At 70.9% G+C, this 15,726-nt stretch carries 11 protein-coding genes and 1 pseudogene; 7 read left to right on the forward strand and 5 right to left on the reverse strand.

Annotation, left to right across the window (positions count from 1 at the left end; translation table 11 throughout):
- Positions 1-786 precede the first annotated feature (786 nt).
- The 3 genes from AC1DXK_RS12615 (at position 787) to AC1DXK_RS12625 (ending at position 4,296) form a co-directional block, all read left to right on the forward strand.
- Complete coding sequence (locus AC1DXK_RS12615) at positions 787-1,275, forward strand: Ros/MucR family transcriptional regulator (RefSeq protein WP_457107352.1); 489 nt, start codon at positions 787-789, stop codon at positions 1,273-1,275.
- A 124-nt stretch (positions 1,276-1,399) separates the two neighbouring features.
- Positions 1,400-2,857, forward strand: a complete 1,458-nt coding sequence (locus tag AC1DXK_RS12620; protein WP_457107351.1) for a Do family serine endopeptidase — start codon at positions 1,400-1,402, stop codon at positions 2,855-2,857.
- Between the two features lie 86 nt (positions 2,858-2,943).
- Complete coding sequence (locus AC1DXK_RS12625; protein WP_457107350.1) at positions 2,944-4,296, forward strand: replication-associated recombination protein A; 1,353 nt, start codon at positions 2,944-2,946, stop codon at positions 4,294-4,296.
- 153 nt (positions 4,297-4,449) lie between these two features.
- Here AC1DXK_RS12625 and AC1DXK_RS12630 read toward each other — a convergent pair whose 3' ends face one another.
- Positions 4,450-4,914, reverse strand: coding sequence for an Lrp/AsnC family transcriptional regulator (locus AC1DXK_RS12630; RefSeq protein ID WP_457107349.1), 465 nt, complete (start codon positions 4,912-4,914; stop codon positions 4,450-4,452).
- Between the two features lie 250 nt (positions 4,915-5,164).
- On the opposite strand from AC1DXK_RS12630, the gene AC1DXK_RS12635 reads away from it, so the two are divergent.
- Together AC1DXK_RS12635 and ggt are read left to right on the forward strand one after the other, a co-directional pair.
- Complete coding sequence (locus AC1DXK_RS12635; protein WP_331318870.1) at positions 5,165-6,175, forward strand: 1-aminocyclopropane-1-carboxylate deaminase; 1,011 nt, start codon at positions 5,165-5,167, stop codon at positions 6,173-6,175.
- Between the two features lie 381 nt (positions 6,176-6,556).
- Positions 6,557-8,326: a gamma-glutamyltransferase gene (gene ggt / locus AC1DXK_RS12640; RefSeq protein WP_457107348.1), complete on the forward strand. Its 1,770-nt coding sequence runs from the start codon at positions 6,557-6,559 to the stop codon at positions 8,324-8,326.
- Positions 8,327-8,411: 85 nt separating this feature from the next.
- Here the strand turns inward: ggt and purD are convergent, their stop codons facing one another.
- The 3 genes and pseudogenes from purD to AC1DXK_RS12655 form a co-directional block, all read right to left on the reverse strand.
- Positions 8,412-9,677 (reverse strand): phosphoribosylamine--glycine ligase, encoded by a 1,266-nt coding sequence (purD, locus tag AC1DXK_RS12645; protein ID WP_457107347.1) that lies wholly within the window; start codon positions 9,675-9,677, stop codon positions 8,412-8,414.
- Between the two features lie 96 nt (positions 9,678-9,773).
- Positions 9,774-10,088, reverse strand: a complete 315-nt coding sequence (locus AC1DXK_RS12650; RefSeq protein ID WP_457107346.1) for a hypothetical protein — start codon at positions 10,086-10,088, stop codon at positions 9,774-9,776.
- A gap of 75 nt (positions 10,089-10,163) precedes the next feature.
- Positions 10,164-10,634 (reverse strand): annotated as a pseudogene (locus tag AC1DXK_RS12655) (cupin domain-containing protein); the annotation flags it as partial.
- Between the two features lie 192 nt (positions 10,635-10,826).
- Between AC1DXK_RS12655 and AC1DXK_RS12660 the strand changes: the two are divergent.
- The gene (locus tag AC1DXK_RS12660; RefSeq protein ID WP_457107345.1) at positions 10,827-12,098 is read left to right on the forward strand and encodes an efflux RND transporter periplasmic adaptor subunit; all 1,272 of its coding nucleotides are present in this window, start codon (positions 10,827-10,829) and stop codon (positions 12,096-12,098) included.
- 166 nt (positions 12,099-12,264) lie between these two features.
- Complete coding sequence (locus AC1DXK_RS12665) at positions 12,265-14,703, forward strand: membrane-bound PQQ-dependent dehydrogenase, glucose/quinate/shikimate family (RefSeq protein ID WP_457107344.1); 2,439 nt, start codon at positions 12,265-12,267, stop codon at positions 14,701-14,703.
- Positions 14,704-14,783: 80 nt separating this feature from the next.
- Here AC1DXK_RS12665 and AC1DXK_RS12670 read toward each other — a convergent pair whose 3' ends face one another.
- Positions 14,784-15,719 carry a dihydrodipicolinate synthase family protein gene (locus AC1DXK_RS12670; RefSeq protein ID WP_457107343.1) on the reverse strand — a complete coding sequence of 312 codons (936 nt, stop codon included), beginning with the start codon at positions 15,717-15,719 and terminating at the stop codon, positions 14,784-14,786.
- Between the last annotated feature and the right edge of the window lie 7 nt (positions 15,720-15,726).

Raw genomic sequence — 15,726 nt, forward strand, 5'->3', positions numbered from 1 at the left:
GTTCAAATCCTGTCCCCGCAACCAAATCCCAATACCAAACAACCCGCCACGCTCACATGCGCGGCGGGTTGTTTGGTTTTTAAATACGATCGAAGCAAGCGCGACTCGCCTTTCGCCGAGTCGATGGATGCTCGACTTGGCCCCGCCTGCGCGAGGATCCGGGAAAGACGCCGGATGCTCAATGCCCGGAATTCTCCTGCGCAGCTTGGCCGGCGAGCGGCGCCGGTTCGATCATCGACGCCTGACGGCTGTCCGATCGGCCGCCCTGGAACGGGACGCCCATCCAGCCGCCTGACCAAGCGGCCCCTCACCGAGCCTTTACAAGCGCCTCGACCGTAGGTCGGTAGGATCCGGCGCCGCTCCGGACCCTGCCCCGCTCGCTTGCCCTGAACCGCCTTCACCGGATTCAGCACGCTGGAGTTGCATTTTCCGACGTGAAAGGACGACCGCACATCCGCCCCGCGCTCGCAATCGACGGATGCGCATGAGGACGAAATCTCTATAGCCTGCCCCAAATCATGCCTCCGGCTGTAAAGCGCGGCCTCAACCAGGTCGGAAGGATAAAATAGCCATATCGATTGCGCACAAGCGAAGTTATGGCAGACATTGTTCCTTCAGGTTGAGCGTTCCGGATTATTCATCTTAGGCTATTTGGATGGGTATATCGCCAGTCTGAATTTAAGACTTGACCCATCTTGGAAATGCGATTGTATCGGGCATCCGAATCGCGACGCAGTGCTTGCGTTCTGGCGAGTTTCGTCATCTTGAGAAGGCAACGCACGAGACATGCTTGAGTCGAACGGCGTCCACCTCCGCTTCGTCACGCTCACCTCCGAGATCGTCTCGGCCTATGTGAGCCACAATCACGTGCAGAGCGCGGACCTGCCAGGCCTCCTCAACGATGTGCATGCGGCGATCCGGGGCATCTGCGGCGCCGGCAGCGACACGCCGCCGGTGACCAAGGCGACCCCCCAGGAGATCCGACGCTCGGTGACCCCTGACTTCCTGATCTCGTTCGAGGATGGGAAGCCCTACAAGACCCTGCGCCGCCATCTCACCCTGCGCGGCCTCACCCCCGAGGCGTACCGCGCCAAGTGGGGTCTCGCCCTCGACTACCCGATGACCGCGCAGACCTATTCCGAGCAGCGCTCGCAGCTCGCCCGCTCCCTGGGCCTCGGGCAGCAACGGGTGAAGCCCGCGGAAGCGCCTCCGGAGCCCGACCCGGCCCCTCAACCCGCGGGACGACGCCGGGTGCGCAGCAAAGCGGTCGCCTGATTGCGAAGCGCTTGCGGCGAAGGTGTCGTCGCCCTGCCGCAATCGGCCTCGATAGCGTAGGGCCGCACGGTGCGCCCGCCTGATCGGCCTGGACGGCGCACCCGCCCTGATGCCGGAGCCCTGCATGCTGACCCGCCTCGCCCTGCCTGCCCTCGCCGCCGCCCTGATGGCCACCGGCCCGGCCGCGGCGCAGATGGCGCGCACGGAGGCGCGGGAAGCCCCCCGGGACGGGACGGCCAAGGTCGTGCCCCTCAGCAAGGCCGACGTGCAGCTCTCCTTCGCCCCCGTGGTGAAGCGGGCCGCGCCGTCGGTGGTGAACGTCTACGCCTCCCATGTCGAGAAGCGCGCCAGTGCCCGCTCCAGCGCCATGGAGGAGTTCATGCGCCGCTTCTTCGGTGAGCCGGAGGGCGGTCGCGGCCCCCGGGGCGACCGGGCTCAGAAATCGCTGGGTTCCGGCGTGCTGGTCGATGCCGACGGCCTCGTCATCACCAACAACCACGTCATCGACAACATGAACGAGGTGCGGATCGCGCTGGCGGACCGCCGGGAGTTCGAGGCGACGATCGTGATGCGCGACACCCGCACCGACCTCGCGGTACTCAAGATCAAGGACGTGCCGAAGGGCCTCGTGCCGATGCCGTTCGGCGATGCCGACGCCCTCGAGGTCGGCGATTTCGTGATGGCGATCGGCAACCCGTTCGGCGTCGGCCAGACGGTGACGCAGGGCATCGTCTCGGCCCTGGCGCGGACGCAGGTCGGCTCGGCCGACTATCAGTACTTCATCCAGACGGACGCGGCGATCAACCCGGGCAATTCGGGCGGGGCGCTGGTCGATCTGCGCGGCCATCTGGTGGGCATCAATACCGCGATCTACTCGCAGTCGGGTGGCAGCCACGGCATCGGCTTCGCGATCCCCGTGGGCATGGTCAAGGCGGTCGTCGACGCCGCCCGCGACGGCGCGAGCGTCGTGCGCCGGCCCTGGCTCGGGGCGCGCATCCAGAGCGTCTCCCCCGACATCGCCGACAGCATGGGCCTCGATCACCCGACCGGCGTTCTGGTGGCGAGCCTGCAGGCCAAGAGCCCCGCCGAGGAGGCCGGCCTGAAGCGCGGCGACCTGATCCTCACGGTGGACGGCCAGGAGGTGGCCGACCCGGAGGCCTTCGGCTACCGCTTCGCCCTCAAGGGCGTCCAGGGCCAGGCCCGGTTCGGGATCCTGCGCGGCACGAGCCGCCAGACGGTGGCGATCAAGCTCGCACCGGCGCCGGAGACGCGCCCGCGCGACGTGCTCAAGGTGAAGAATCGCTCGCCGTTCCTGGGCGCGACGCTCGTCAACACCTCGCCGGCGGTGGCCGAGGAGATGCAGGTCGATTTCCAGACGGACGGCGTGGCCGTGCAGGCGGTCGACGAGACCTCCATCGCGGCCCGGGTCGGTCTGCAGAAGGGCGACGTGATCCTCTCGGTCAACGGCGTCCCGGTGCCGACCACCAAGGATCTCGACCGGGTCACCCGCAACAGCCTCAATTCCTGGGAGGTGGCGATCAACCGCAACGGCGAGATCCTGACCTCGGTGTTCGGCGGCTGATCCCGCCCGGGCGGACGGCTCCGTAACCGTGGGCAAGCGCCGGCTCCCGGCTTGCGCCGCCGCCCGCGCCCGGTGTTGATGCGCGGATGTCCGACCTGTTCGCCTCCGCGGAGCCGCCCTCCGCGCCGGATCTAGCCCCCGGCCCCGAGACCGCCCGGCCCCTCGCGGACCGGCCCTTGGCGGACCGGCTGCGCCCGCAGAGCCTCGCGGAGGTCGTCGGCCAGGAGCACCTGACCGGGGAGGGCGGGGCACTCACGCGGCTGCTGCGCGGACGGAGCCTCGGCTCGCTGATCTTCTGGGGACCGCCGGGCACCGGCAAGACCACGGTGGCGCGGCTGCTCGCCCAGGGCACCGACCTGCATTTCGAGCAGATCTCGGCGATCTTTTCCGGCGTGCCCGACCTGCGCAAGGTGTTCGAGGCCGCCCGCAGGCGCCGGGCGAGCGGGCAGGCGACCCTGCTGTTCGTCGACGAGATCCACCGTTTCAACCGGGCGCAGCTCGACGCCTTCCTGCCGGTGATGGAGGACGGCACCGTCACGCTGGTGGGCGCGACCACCGAGAACCCCTCGTTCGAGCTGAACGCCGCGCTCCTGTCCCGCGCCCGGGTGCTGCTGTTCCGGGCGCTCGATCCGGGCGCCATCGCGCGGCTCCTGGTGCGGGCCGAGGCGCTGACCGGGCAGGCCCTGCCGCTCACCGAGGAGGCGCGCGGCGTGCTGGTGCGGATGGCCGACGGGGACGGGCGCGCGGCGCTGACCCTGGCCGAGGAGGTCTGGCGCTCGGCTGGCCCCGGTGAGACCCTCGACGCGGAAGAACTGCAAAAAATCGTGCAGCGCCGGGCGCCGATCTACGACAAGGCGCAGGAGGGCCACTACAACCTGATCTCGGCCCTGCACAAGACCGTGCGCGGCTCGGACCCGGACGCGGCGCTCTACTATCTCTGCCGAATGCTCGATGCCGGCGAGGACCGGCTGTTCATCGCCCGCCGGCTGGTGCGCATGGCGGTGGAGGATATCGGGCTCGCCGACCCGCAAGCGCTGGTGGTCGCCAACGCCGCCAAGGACGCCTTCGACTTCCTCGGCAGCCCCGAGGGCGAGCTGGCGCTGGCCCAGGCGGCGATCTACCTCGCCTGCGCGCCGAAATCGAACGCGGTCTACGAGGCCTACAAGGCCGCGACCCGCCTCGCCAAGGAGGCGGGCTCCCTGGCACCGCCCCGCACCATCCTGAACGCGCCGACCAAGCTGATGAAGCGGATCGGCTACGGCGAGGGCTACCGCTACGACCACGACGAGCCCGACGCCTTCTCGGGGCAGGATTACTGGCCCGACGCCCTGGGACGCCAGCACCTCTACCGGCCCACCGAGCGCGGCTACGAGACCCGGCTCGCCGAGCGCCTCGACCGGTGGGAGGCGCTGCGGAAGGCGCGGCGCGGGGCGGGGTAGGGGGCTTATCCCGCTTCTGGCTGACGGCTCCGGCGCCGTCATTGCGAGCGGAGCGAAGCAATCCAGCAGCCCCACGATTCCTGACGTCGCGCTGCCCTGGGTCACTTCGCTGCGCTCGTGATGACGGCGTGGGCTGCATCAACCGAAGCCGTATCAAAGATCGAGGGGCGCGTTGTCGATCACCTCCTTCATCACGAAGAAGGTCCGGGTCTGGCGCACCCCCGGCAGGCCGATCAGCGTGGCGCTGTGGAGGCGGTTGAAGTCGGCCATGTCGGAGACCCGGATCTTCAGCATGTAGTCGAAGTCGCCGGCCACGAGGTGGCAGTCGAGGAGCACGGGGATCGCCCGCACGGCGGCCTCGAACGCGGAGAAGCTCTCGGGGGTGGAGCGGTCGAGCACCACGCCGACGAAGACCAGGGTGCCGCGCCCGACCCGCATCGGGTCGATCAACGCCCGGACCGCCCGCACGAACCCGTCGGCGAACAGGCGCTGGATCCGGCGATGGCAGGTGGCCGCGCTGGTGCCGACCCGCTCGGCGATCTCGGCATTGGCCATGCGCCCGTCAGCCTGGAGGAGCCGGAGGATCTTCTGGTCGATCCGGTCGAGCCCTTCGGACATGGTGGATTCTTTCAGGAGAGACACGCAATCCGGAATTCTCTGTGGTGAACGTGCTCGACAGCGCAAGGCTACGCACCTCCGATCTGAAAGATCGAGAGCACCTTTCATGCCGGATCGGGTAGTTTTCCCTGCGCCTCGAAGACGGATCCGAGCCCCGCGCCGGACCGTCCCCGAGGCCTCGCTTCAACGCGTCCGGGCCGGAGGGAGACCGCTCCTGCCCGGGCCGCGCCCCGAGACCCGGAGAGACCCGATGCTGGACAAGTTCGAGCGCTATCCCCTGACCTTCGGCCCGACGCCGATCGAGCCGCTCAAGCGCCTGACCGCGCATCTCGGCGGGGAGGTCGAGCTCTACGCCAAGCGCGAGGATTGCAATTCCGGCCTCGCCTACGGCGGCAACAAGCTGCGCAAGCTCGAGTACATCGTGCCGGACGCGATCAAGAGCGGGGCCGACACGCTGGTGTCGATCGGCGGCGTGCAGTCGAACCACACCCGCATGGTCGCGGCGGTCGCCGCCAAGATCGGGATGAAGTGCCGGCTGATCCAAGAGGCATGGGTGCCCCACGAGGACGCCGTCTACGACCGGGTCGGCAACATCCTCCTGTCGCGGATCATGGGCGCGCAGACGCAGCTCGTGGATGACGGGTTCGACATCGGCATCCGCGATTCGTGGAAGCGGGCGCTCGCCGAGGTCGAGGCCGAGGGCGGCAAGCCCTACGCGATCCCGGCCGGCGCCTCGGTGCACAAGTACGGCGGGCTCGGCTATGTCGGCTTCGCCGAGGAGGTGCGCAGGCAGGAGGCCGAGATGGGCCTGCGCTTCGACTACGTGGTGGTCTGCACGGTCACGGGCTCGACCCATGCCGGCATGCTGGTGGGCTTCTCCGCCGACGGGCGCGCCCGCAACGTCATCGGCATCGACGCCTCCTGCACCCCGGCCCAGACCAAGGCCCAGGTCCTCGACATCGCCCAGAACACCGCCGCCCTGGTCGGCGCGGGCGACATCGTGGCCGACGACGTGGTGCTCAACGAGGATTACGCCTACCCGGTCTACGGCGTGCCCTCCAAGGAGACCGTGGAAGCGATCCGGCTCTCGGCCCGGCTCGAGGGGATGATCACCGACCCGGTCTACGAGGGGAAGTCGATGCAGGGCATGATCGACCTCGTGAAGAAGGGCTTCTTCCCGAAGGGCTCGAAGGTGCTCTACGCCCATCTCGGCGGCGCGCCGGCGCTGAACGGCTACAGCTACACGTTCCGCAACGGCTGATACCGTTACCGGTCGATGCCTTCGGCACTGCCGTCCTTGCGAGCGGAGCGAAGCAATCCAGACGGCGCCACGCTTCCCGACGTGGCGTGAGCCTGGGTCACTTCGCTGCGCTCGTGATGACGGAGTGGGGCACCTCGACCGAAGCGTTCGAGCGAAGCTGTGTGAGGCGGAGCGGCCAGATCCCTCACCTGCCTTCGGCCATCTCATCCTGATGTGCCGTGCAGCAGCCTCGAAGGGGGCTCCGGAAGTCTCGCGATCCCTGGAGCTCCTCCGAGGCCCGCTGGCGCGGGCATCTCAGGATGCGGCGATCGGACGGGGCCAGCGACTCCGGCGCGCGGTCCCCTATATGGCCGCGCGGGACACGCACCATAGAGAGCAGGGATGATCGCACCGGCACGCGCGCTGCTCCTGGCCACCCTGCTCGCCCTCGGAGGCCCGGCCGCCTGGGCCGCCTCGGGGCCGGCCGTGGAGGCCGAGAACGGGATGGTGGTCTCGTCCCAGCGCCTCGCCTCGCAGGTGGGCGCCGACATCCTGAGGGCCGGCGGCAACGCCGTCGACGCCGCGGTGGCGGTGGCCTACGCCGAGGCGGTGGTGAACCCGTGCTGCGGCAATCTCGGCGGCGGCGGCTTCCTGGTGCTCCACAACGCCGACGGGCGCAGCCGCTTCGTCAATTTCCGCGAGATTGCCCCGGCGGCCGCCACCCGGGACATGTATCTCGACGCCGCCGGCACCGTCGTGAAGGGCGCTAGCCTGCGCGGCTGGAAGGCGGCCGGCGTGCCCGGAACCGTGCTCGGCCTCAACACCACGCTCGCCGAATACGGGACCCTGCCGCTGGCGCAGGTGATGGCGCCGGCGATCGCGCTCGCCCGCGACGGGTTCGTGCTGACCCGGGGCGACACCGACATCCTCGCATCCGGCACCAAGCTGTTCGCCGCCCAGGCAAACGTCGCCCGGATCTTCCTGCGCCCGGACGGCAGCCCCTGGCGGCCCGGGGACCGGCTGGTCCAGGCCGACCTCGCCCGCACCCTCCAGGCCATCGCCGACCGCGGCGCGGATGCGTTCTACAGGGGCGCGATCCCGGACGCCGTGGAGGCGGCCTCGCGCGCGGGCGGCGGCCTGCTGACGGCGGCCGACTTCGCCGCCTACACGGTGACGCAATCCGAGCCGCTCACCTGCCGCTACCGGGGCGCCACCATCCTGTCGGCGCCCCCGCCCTCGTCCGGCGGCACCACGCTCTGCGAGATCCTCAACATCCTGGACGGCTACGACCTGCGGGCCGCCGGGTTCAACGCGGCCCGGACCGTGCACCTGATGGTCGAGGCGATGCGGCGCGCCTACGCGGACCGCAACCTGCTGCTCGGCGACCCGGCCTTCGTGGAAAACCCGGTCGAGCGGCTCCTGTCGCCGGCCTACGCGGAGACGCTCCGGGCCTCGATCCGTCCGGACCGGGCGACCCCGTCGGCGGAGATCCGTCCGGATCCCGGCCAGGCGACGGGGGAGCGGCCCGAGACCACCCATATCTCGGTGATGGACAAGGCCGGCAACGCGGCCTCGCTGACCTACACGATCAACGGCTATTTCGGCGCCGGGGTGATCGCCGGCGACACGGGGTTCTTCCTGAACGACGAGATGGACGACTTCACGGTCAAGACCGGGGTGCCGAACCTGTTCGGCCTCGTGCAGGGGACGAAGAACGCGATCGCGCCCGGCAAGCGCCCGCTCTCGTCGATGGCCCCCACCATCGTCCTGCGCGACGGCAAGGTGGCGCTGGTGGCGGGCTCGCCGGGGGGGTCGCGGATCATCACGATCACCGCGCAGACGCTGATCAACATGCTGGATTTCGGCATGGAGCCGCAGGAGGCGGTGGACGCCCCGCGCATCCACCACCAGTGGCTGCCCGACACGGTCTATGCCGAGCCCTTCGCGCTCTCGGCCGACACGCAGGCGATCCTGCGCGCCATGGGCCACACGATCGTGGAGCAGAAACCCTGGGGCGCGCAGGAACTCATCGCGGTGCGCGCCGCCGCCCCGGCCGGGCCGGAGACGGCCTCCTCGGGCAACGACGCCTCGCGCACCGGGCGGATGCGCCCGGGGCTGCTCTACGGTGCCAACGACAACCGGCGGCCGGCGGGCGCGGCCGTGGGGGACTAGGGCGCGGCCGGTCCCATCGGAACAAACTCGTCACGCCGGACCCGCGAGGCGGCGCCCGGCATGACACGCTGGACGCTCAGCCCTCTCAGGCCTCCCGGGCCACCGCCCGGAACCCGATGTCGCGGCGGCAAAAACCCTCCGGCCAGTCGATCCGGGCCACCGCCGCGTAGGCGCGGGCCTGGGCGTCGGTGACGCTGTCGCCGAGCGCCGTGACCGCGAGGACCCGGCCGCCATCGGCGAGGAGCTGACCGCCCTCGGCGCGGGTGCCGGCCTGGAACACGTGGACGCCGTCGCCCTCGGCCCCATCGACGCCCCGGATCACCGAGCCCCGGACCACGGCCCCCGGATAGCCCGCCGCCGCCATCACCACGGTAAGGGCGGCCCGGTGGGCGTCGAATTCCAGGGTCACCCCGGAGAGATCCCCCTCGGTGGCCGATAGCAGGGCCGGCACGAGGTCGGAGGCAAGGCGCGGCATCAGCACCTGCGCCTCGGGGTCGCCGAACCGGGTGTTGTACTCGATGAGCTTCGGCCCGTCGGCGGTGAGCATCAGGCCGGCATACAGGATGCCGGTGAACGGGCAGCCCCGCGCCCGCATGCCGGCCAGCGTCGGCGCGATGATCTCGGCCATGACCCGGGCCTCGATCTCCGGGGTGACCACCCGGGCCGGGGAATAGGCGCCCATGCCGCCGGTGTTGGGGCCGCGGTCGCCGTCGAACACGCGCTTGTGGTCCTGCGCAGTGCCGAGCGGGATGGCCCGCGTGCCGTCGCACAGCGCGAAGAAGCTCGCTTCCTCGCCGAACAGGCATTCCTCGACCACGACCTCGGCGCCGGGCTCGGCGAACAGGGCGGTCAGCGCGTCCTCGGCCTGGTCGACGGTCTCGGCCACCGTGACGCCCTTGCCGGCCGCGAGCCCGTCGGCCTTCACGACGATCGGGGCGCCCTGCCGGCGGACATAGGCCAGCGCCGGGTCGAGGGCCGTGAAGCGCGCGAAGGCTGCGGTGGGGATGCCGCAGGCGGCGCAGAGATCCTTGGTGAAGCCCTTGGAGCCCTCGAGCCGGGCGGCGTCGCGGGTCGGCCCGAAGGCGCGGATCCCGGCGGCCTTCAGGTCGTCCACGAGCCCGGCGACCAGGGGCGCCTCGGGCCCGACCACCACGAGGCCGATCGACTCCGCGGCGCAGAAGGCGGCCACGGCCGCGTGGTCCGTGACGGAGAGGTCCGGACGGTTCGTCCCGTGGCGGGCGGTGCCGGGATTGCCCGGCGCCGTGAACAGGCGGGTGCAGAGGGGGCTCTGGGCCAGTCGCCAGGCCAGGGCGTGCTCGCGGCCGCCGGAGCCGATCAGCAGGATGTTCATGTGCACGCCACCATGAGCCCAGCTTCTGGGGTAAGCGTGCCGGCGGGAAAAGGTTTTTTTCGGGCTTTCCCCGCTCTGCGCGGATATCCCGCCCGTTCAGCAGCCGATGCAGACGCCCGTGCTGACGCCGCCGCCGCGCCGCACGACCCCGTGACGGCCGATATGGCGCCCCCCACGGCCCCCCCGGTAGGGCAGGGAGGGTCCGAGGTCCTGGTACTGGACGTTGCGCTGGATCGTCTGATTCAGGGTATTGAAGTCGGTGACCCGCTGCTGGTTGAAGGTCCGAAGCTGACCCTGCAGGGCGAACGAGGCGTTGGCGGCGTTCGGGTCGTTCTGCTGCACCTGCGCCGAGGCGGCGCCCGCCGGGAGGGCGAGCGCCAGGGCGAGGAGCGCGCGGGACGCGGCGCGCATGGGTCTCTCCGTGCGGTGTTCGAGGAACCTTCCGACTCGACGCGCCAGGATCGGTCCGGGTTCCGGGCCGCGTCAACCCGGCCCGACATCGTCCGCGAAGGTGCGGCCATCCTGGTCGATGGCGGTGATCCGGGCGCGGCCCGCGATCATGTAGGCCCACTCGGCCTCCTTGTGCCAGTGCATCTCGCGGACCGCGCCGGCCTTGAGCCGCATGTTGACCCCGGCCATGGCCTTCGAGACCGGCAGCTCGCGGATCGTCGTCTGGCGTGCCCAGCCACCCGTCTCCAGACGCATGTGGCTGTCGGCGAAGGACCATTTTAGGTTCGGCATCGTGCCATGGTCGGTGGCGGGCGGCGCCAGGGTGAAGGGCTCCTCGGCGGCCCGGGGACGGTTCTGCGGCCCCAGGATGTCGGCTCCCTTGATGTCGGCGCCCTTGTTGCCGCGCTCGGGGAGGGGCGGGGCCGGTCCGGCGGATTGCGCCGCGGCCGGGGACGCCACCATCGCGCCGCCGGCGGCGATGAGGGCGCGCCTGGAGATCTCGGTCATCGGGTCTCGGTCCCTGCTGTGTCGCAGGGTAACCGGACGGCGGACGGGTGGATCCGCGATCGGGGCGCATCGTGCAGTGCGGCATCTCGCCCGGAACCGGCTTTCGGCCTATATATTGAATGCACGACCTGACGCGTCCCGACCGGGCGGCGGGCGCCATTGCGGCGCATGATGCGCGACCCGAGGGCGAGGATGGCGAACCGGCACAGTTCAGCCGCAGGAAGAGCCGGCAGCGCCGCGTCCCACGGGCGCCTGTGGATCGCCCTGCTGGCCCTGGCGGGCGTGGGCTTCCTCGGCTACCGCCACTGGCCGGAGCAGTCCCGGGCGGCGAGCCCACCGCGCTCCGCCCCGGCCAAGCCGCCCTCCGTGCGCGTCGCCAAGGCCGAGCGGGCCACAGGCCCCCTGAGCCTCACCCAGACCGGCACCACCCAGGCCTTCGACGCGGCGAGCCTCTACCCGCGGGCGACCGGCTACATCGTGGAGCGCAAGGTCGATATCGGCTCGCACGTGAAGACGGGCGACCTGCTGTTCCGGATCAGCGCCCCCGACCTCGACCAGCAGCTCGTCCAGGCGCAGTCGCAGGTCCTGCAGCTCCAGGCGGCGCTGATCCAGGCGCGCGCGATGGTCGACCAGGCCGAGGCCAACCGGCACCTCGCCGACGTGACCAACCGACGGACCTCGACGCTTGCCGGCACCGGTGTCGAGACCCGGCAGAACGCCGACACGTCCCAGGCCGGGGTGCTGGCCCAGACCGCCAATGTCGACGCCGCCAGGGCCGCCGTGAAGGTGGCCGAGGCCAACATCGCCGCCCAGGAGGCGCAGGTCGCGCGCCTGAAGGTGCTGACCGGCTTCGAGGAGATCCGCGCGCCCTTCGACGGGGTCGTGACCACCCGCAACAACGATGTCGGCGACGCGGTCACGGCGGACACGAACACCGGCGCGCCGCTCCTCACCCTGGCGCGGGACGACGTCCTGCGCATGGCGGTGAACGTGCCGCTCTACGCCGCCGACGGCGTCCGCGACGGGCTCGACGCCAAGGTCGAGGTCGCGCAGATCCCCGGAAAGGTCTTCCCCGGGACGGTCTCGCGCTCCTCGACGACGCTGCTCTCCGCCGCCCGGACCCTGGTCACGCAGGTCGACATCCCCAACCCGGACGGCGCCCTGCGGGCGGGGCTCTACATCACCCTGACGCTGGAGATTCCGCGGGTCGCGCCCGCCGTGACGGTGCCGAACGACGCCCTGATCTTCGACCAGAACGGGACCCGCGTGGCGGCGGTCGAACCGGCCGGGGACGGGAGCGGGGTGGTGCGGATGCGCCCGGTCACCATCTTCCGGCAGACCCGGACGCTGCTGGAGCTGCGCACCGGCCTGAACGGCGGCGAGCGCGTCGTCGTGGGTCCTCCGGCCTCCCTGCGCGACGGCGACAGGGTCACCCTGCCTCCGGAGGACAGGGCAGGGGCGTGAGCGCCGCCGCGGGACGCGGCGCCAGCCGTCCGGTGCGGGGCAGACCCGTGCGGCCGCCCCACCCATGCGGCCCGTGTCCAGCCCTGGCACAGCTCCGTCGGCGATAAGCCGCAGGACCCGCGGCGTCCGCCGCGACAGGCTGGCTCAGGAAGCGGATACGACCGCCGTGGCACTCGGAACGATAGCGCTGTCGATCGCGCTGCTCGGCCTCGCCCTCGCGCTCTTCGGGCTGAAGCTGACCCTTGCAGGCGGGTCCTGGTTCTACGTCGCCCTGGGCGCGGGCGTGTTCGCCTCCGGCGTTCAGCTGGCCCGGCGCCGCCGGAGCGGATTGTGGATCTACGCCCTGGTCCTGGCGGCCGCCTTCGCCTGGACGATCGGCGAGGTCGGGTTCGACAAGTGGCAATGGATCCCGCGCGGCGCCCTGATCCTGCTCGTCGGCGCGGTTCTCTGCCTGCCCTTCGTCGTGCGGCGCCTGCGCGACGCGCCCGGGCGGCCCTGGGTACCGAGCCCCGGAAACGGCCCGCTCCTCCTTCGGGCCATCGTCCTGCTCATCGCGGCCGCGAGTGCCGCGGCCTGGTTCGTCGATCCGGTCGAGATCCGCGGCAGCCTGCCGAAGACCGCGGAGGCGGGATCCGCCGCCGTGGATCCGAGCGGCGTTGCCTATCCGGCCGACGACTGGGTCGCCTATGGCGGCACCAATCTCGGCCAGCGCTACTCGGCGCTCACGGACATCACCACCGGCACTGTCCGGGGCCTCGCGGTGGCCTGGGAGCATCACACGGGCGACCTGCGCAGCGACGGACGGACGGATTCGAAGGAGTTCACCTTTGAGGCCACGCCGATCAAGGTGAACGGGCTGCTCTATTTCTGCACCCCGCACAACATCGTCCAGGCCCTGGAGCCCGAGACCGGCCGGCTGGTCTGGTCCTTCGATCCGAAGATGGCGCGGGACGGCCAGTACCAGCACCAGACCTGCCGGGGCGTGTCCTACAACGACTCGGCCGCTTACGCGTCGCCGCCGGGGACCGATCCCGCCACGGCCGCCGCCGTCGCGACGGCGATCGCCGAATGCCCGCGCCGGATCATCGCGTCCTCGGTCGACGCACGGCTCTACGCGTTGAACGCCGAGACCGGCGCCCTGTGCAGGACCTTCGGGCCGGACGGGTTCGTCGACCTCACGGCACAGATGCCGAACCTCCGGCGCGCGGCCTATCAGCAGACCTCGGCGCCGCTGGTGACACGGAACCTCATCGTCCTCGGCAGCGCGATCGCCGACAATTACTACGCGGAGAATCCGTCGGGCGTGATCCGCGCCTTCGACGTGCGCACCGGCGCGATCGTCTGGAAGTTCGACGCCGGCAAGCCCGACGAGACCGCGCCGCTACAGCCGGGGGCGCTCTACGAGCCCAACTCGGCGGTGGCCTGGACGCAGTTCTCGGCCGACGAGGCCCTGGGGCTGGTCTACGTGCCGTTCGGCAACCGGGCGCCCGATCAGGTCGGCGTGTCCCGGTCTCAGGCGGACGAGGCCCTGGTCGACGCCCTGGCGGCTTTGGACCTGCAGACCGGCAAGCTGGCCTGGGCGTTCCGGACCACCCATCACGACCTGTGGGACCGCGATAATCCGTCCCAGCCGGTGCTCCTGACCCTACCGCGGGGCGACCGGGGCGACGGTCCGGTGCCGGCGATCCTGATCCCCACCAAGGTCGGCAACGTCTGGATTCTCGATCGCCGCACCGGCGACCCGATCCGGCCGATCTCTCAGGTGGCGGTCTCCACCCGGACCGACATCCCGGGGGAGACACCGTCCCCAGTCCAGCCGATGGCGTCCCTCCGCTTCACGCCGGCGCCGCTGACGGAGGCCGACATGTGGGGCGTCACGCCCTTCGACCAGATCCAGTGCCGCCTCGCCTTCCGGTCGAACCGCTACGACGGCAACCCGTTCACGCCGCCCCAGGCGTCGGAAGGCGCGATCATCTGGCCGGGCAACATCGGTGTGTTCAACTGGGGCTCGGTGGCCGTCGATCCGGTCCATCACTGGATGATCGCGACGCCGCAATACCTGCCCTACATCTACCGCCTGCTCCCCCGACCGGCGAGCGAGCCCGAGCGGCGCCTCGTCAGCGTCGATCCGGATTCCACCCCGGGCAACGAGAATCTCGGCGGCCCCTACGCGGTGTCCATCGCGCATATGCGTTCCGCCCTCGGCGTCCCGTGCAACGCGCCGCCCTGGGGCGTGCGGGTCGGCGTGAACCTCGCGGACGGCACCACCGCCTGGAAGCACCGCAACGGCACCGTCGCGGGGCAGAGGATCGGCGGTCTCGCGGTCCCAATCCCGTTCGAGATGGGCATGCTGGCCCATGGCGGCACCCTGGCCACGGCCGGCGGCGTCGCGTTCACGGCCGCCACCCTCGACGACCGCATCCGCGGCTACGACATGCAGACCGGGGCGGTCCTGTGGTCCAGGCCGCTGCCGGCCGGCGGTCAGGCCACCCCGATGACCTATCGCGGCAAGGATGGCCGGCAATACGTCGTGATCGCGGCGGGCGGGCACGGCTCGCTCGGGACCACGCCGGGCGATTCGGTCATCGCCTTCCGGCTCGAGTAAGCCGGCGCGCCCGTCGCGACGCCGGGACCGGCCTGCAGGGCCGGCGGGCGCCCCCCCGGCCTTCCGAGGCGGCGCGCCGTTCAGCCCGCCAGCCGCGCCCGCGCGTCGATGCGGGCGAGGCGGCCCAGCAGGTATTCGACCTCGGCCTTCGCCTGCGGGGTCAGCGCCTGGGACGGCTTGCGTTGCGCGTCGGATGAAAAGATCCCCCGGCGCATGAACACGTACTTGCGCACCGCGAGGCCCAGCGGCCCCTGCTGCTGCTCGTAGCGGAGATAGGGGAGGTGGGCGTCGAACAGGTCGTGGGCGGCCTCGCGCTCGCCGGCCCGGCCGAGGCGGACCACGTCGACCAGCATCTCCGGGAAGGCGTAGCCGGTATTGGCCCCGTCGGCGCCGCGCTCGGTCTCGAAATCGAGGAACAGGCCGCCATTGCCCACGAGGATGCTGATGTGGCGCATGGAGCCGTCGCGCTCGAAGCCGCGCAGCGTCGAGATCTTCTCGAGTCCCGGCCAGTCCTCGTGCTTAAGCATCACGCAGGAAGGGTTCTCGGACACGATCCGGCGGATCACCCCGGTGGTCATCTGGACCGAGAAGGTGAGGGGATAATCCTGAAGCACGAAGGGCACGTCCGTCCCGATCGCCTCCACGGCGTTGCGGTAGTAGCCGACCACCTGGTCGTCGGTGCGCAGCGTGTTGGGCGGCGCGATCATCACGCCGGCCGCACCCAGTTCCATCACCTCCCGGGCGAGCGACCGCATGGCCGCGAAGCCCGGCGCCGTGACGCCGACGATCACCGGCAGCCGGGTGCGCCCGAGGACGCGCTTGGCCACCGCGATTCCCTCCGCGTGGTCGAGCTTGCCGGCCTCGCCGAGCTGACCGAGGATTGTCAGGCCGTCGACGCCGGCCGACCCGAAGAAATCGGTCATCCGGTCCAGGGAATCCTCGTCGATCCGGCCGTCCGGATGGAACGGCGTCGGCGCGATCGGGACGACGCCGCCGATGTCGCTGGTGAGGGGCATGCCGGTC

Source organism: Methylobacterium sp. P3_A11, assembly GCF_056403155.1.

Bases quoted from the DNA above. Each gene is read 5' to 3' on its own strand.
- AC1DXK_RS12615 (WP_457107352.1), top strand. From the start codon at position 787: ATGCTTGAGTCGAACGGCGTCCACCTCCGCTTCGTCACGCTCACCTCC.
- AC1DXK_RS12620 (WP_457107351.1), top strand. From the start codon at position 1,400: ATGCTGACCCGCCTCGCCCTGCCTGCCCTCGCCGCCGCCCTGATGGCC.
- AC1DXK_RS12625 (WP_457107350.1), top strand. From the start codon at position 2,944: ATGTCCGACCTGTTCGCCTCCGCGGAGCCGCCCTCCGCGCCGGATCTA.
- AC1DXK_RS12630 (WP_457107349.1), bottom strand. From the start codon at position 4,914: ATGTCCGAAGGGCTCGACCGGATCGACCAGAAGATCCTCCGGCTCCTC.
- AC1DXK_RS12635 (WP_331318870.1), top strand. From the start codon at position 5,165: ATGCTGGACAAGTTCGAGCGCTATCCCCTGACCTTCGGCCCGACGCCG.
- ggt (WP_457107348.1), top strand. From the start codon at position 6,557: ATGATCGCACCGGCACGCGCGCTGCTCCTGGCCACCCTGCTCGCCCTC.
- purD (WP_457107347.1), bottom strand. From the start codon at position 9,677: ATGAACATCCTGCTGATCGGCTCCGGCGGCCGCGAGCACGCCCTGGCC.
- AC1DXK_RS12650 (WP_457107346.1), bottom strand. From the start codon at position 10,088: ATGCGCGCCGCGTCCCGCGCGCTCCTCGCCCTGGCGCTCGCCCTCCCG.
- AC1DXK_RS12660 (WP_457107345.1), top strand. From the start codon at position 10,827: ATGGCGAACCGGCACAGTTCAGCCGCAGGAAGAGCCGGCAGCGCCGCG.
- AC1DXK_RS12670 (WP_457107343.1), bottom strand. From the start codon at position 15,719: ATGCCCCTCACCAGCGACATCGGCGGCGTCGTCCCGATCGCGCCGACG.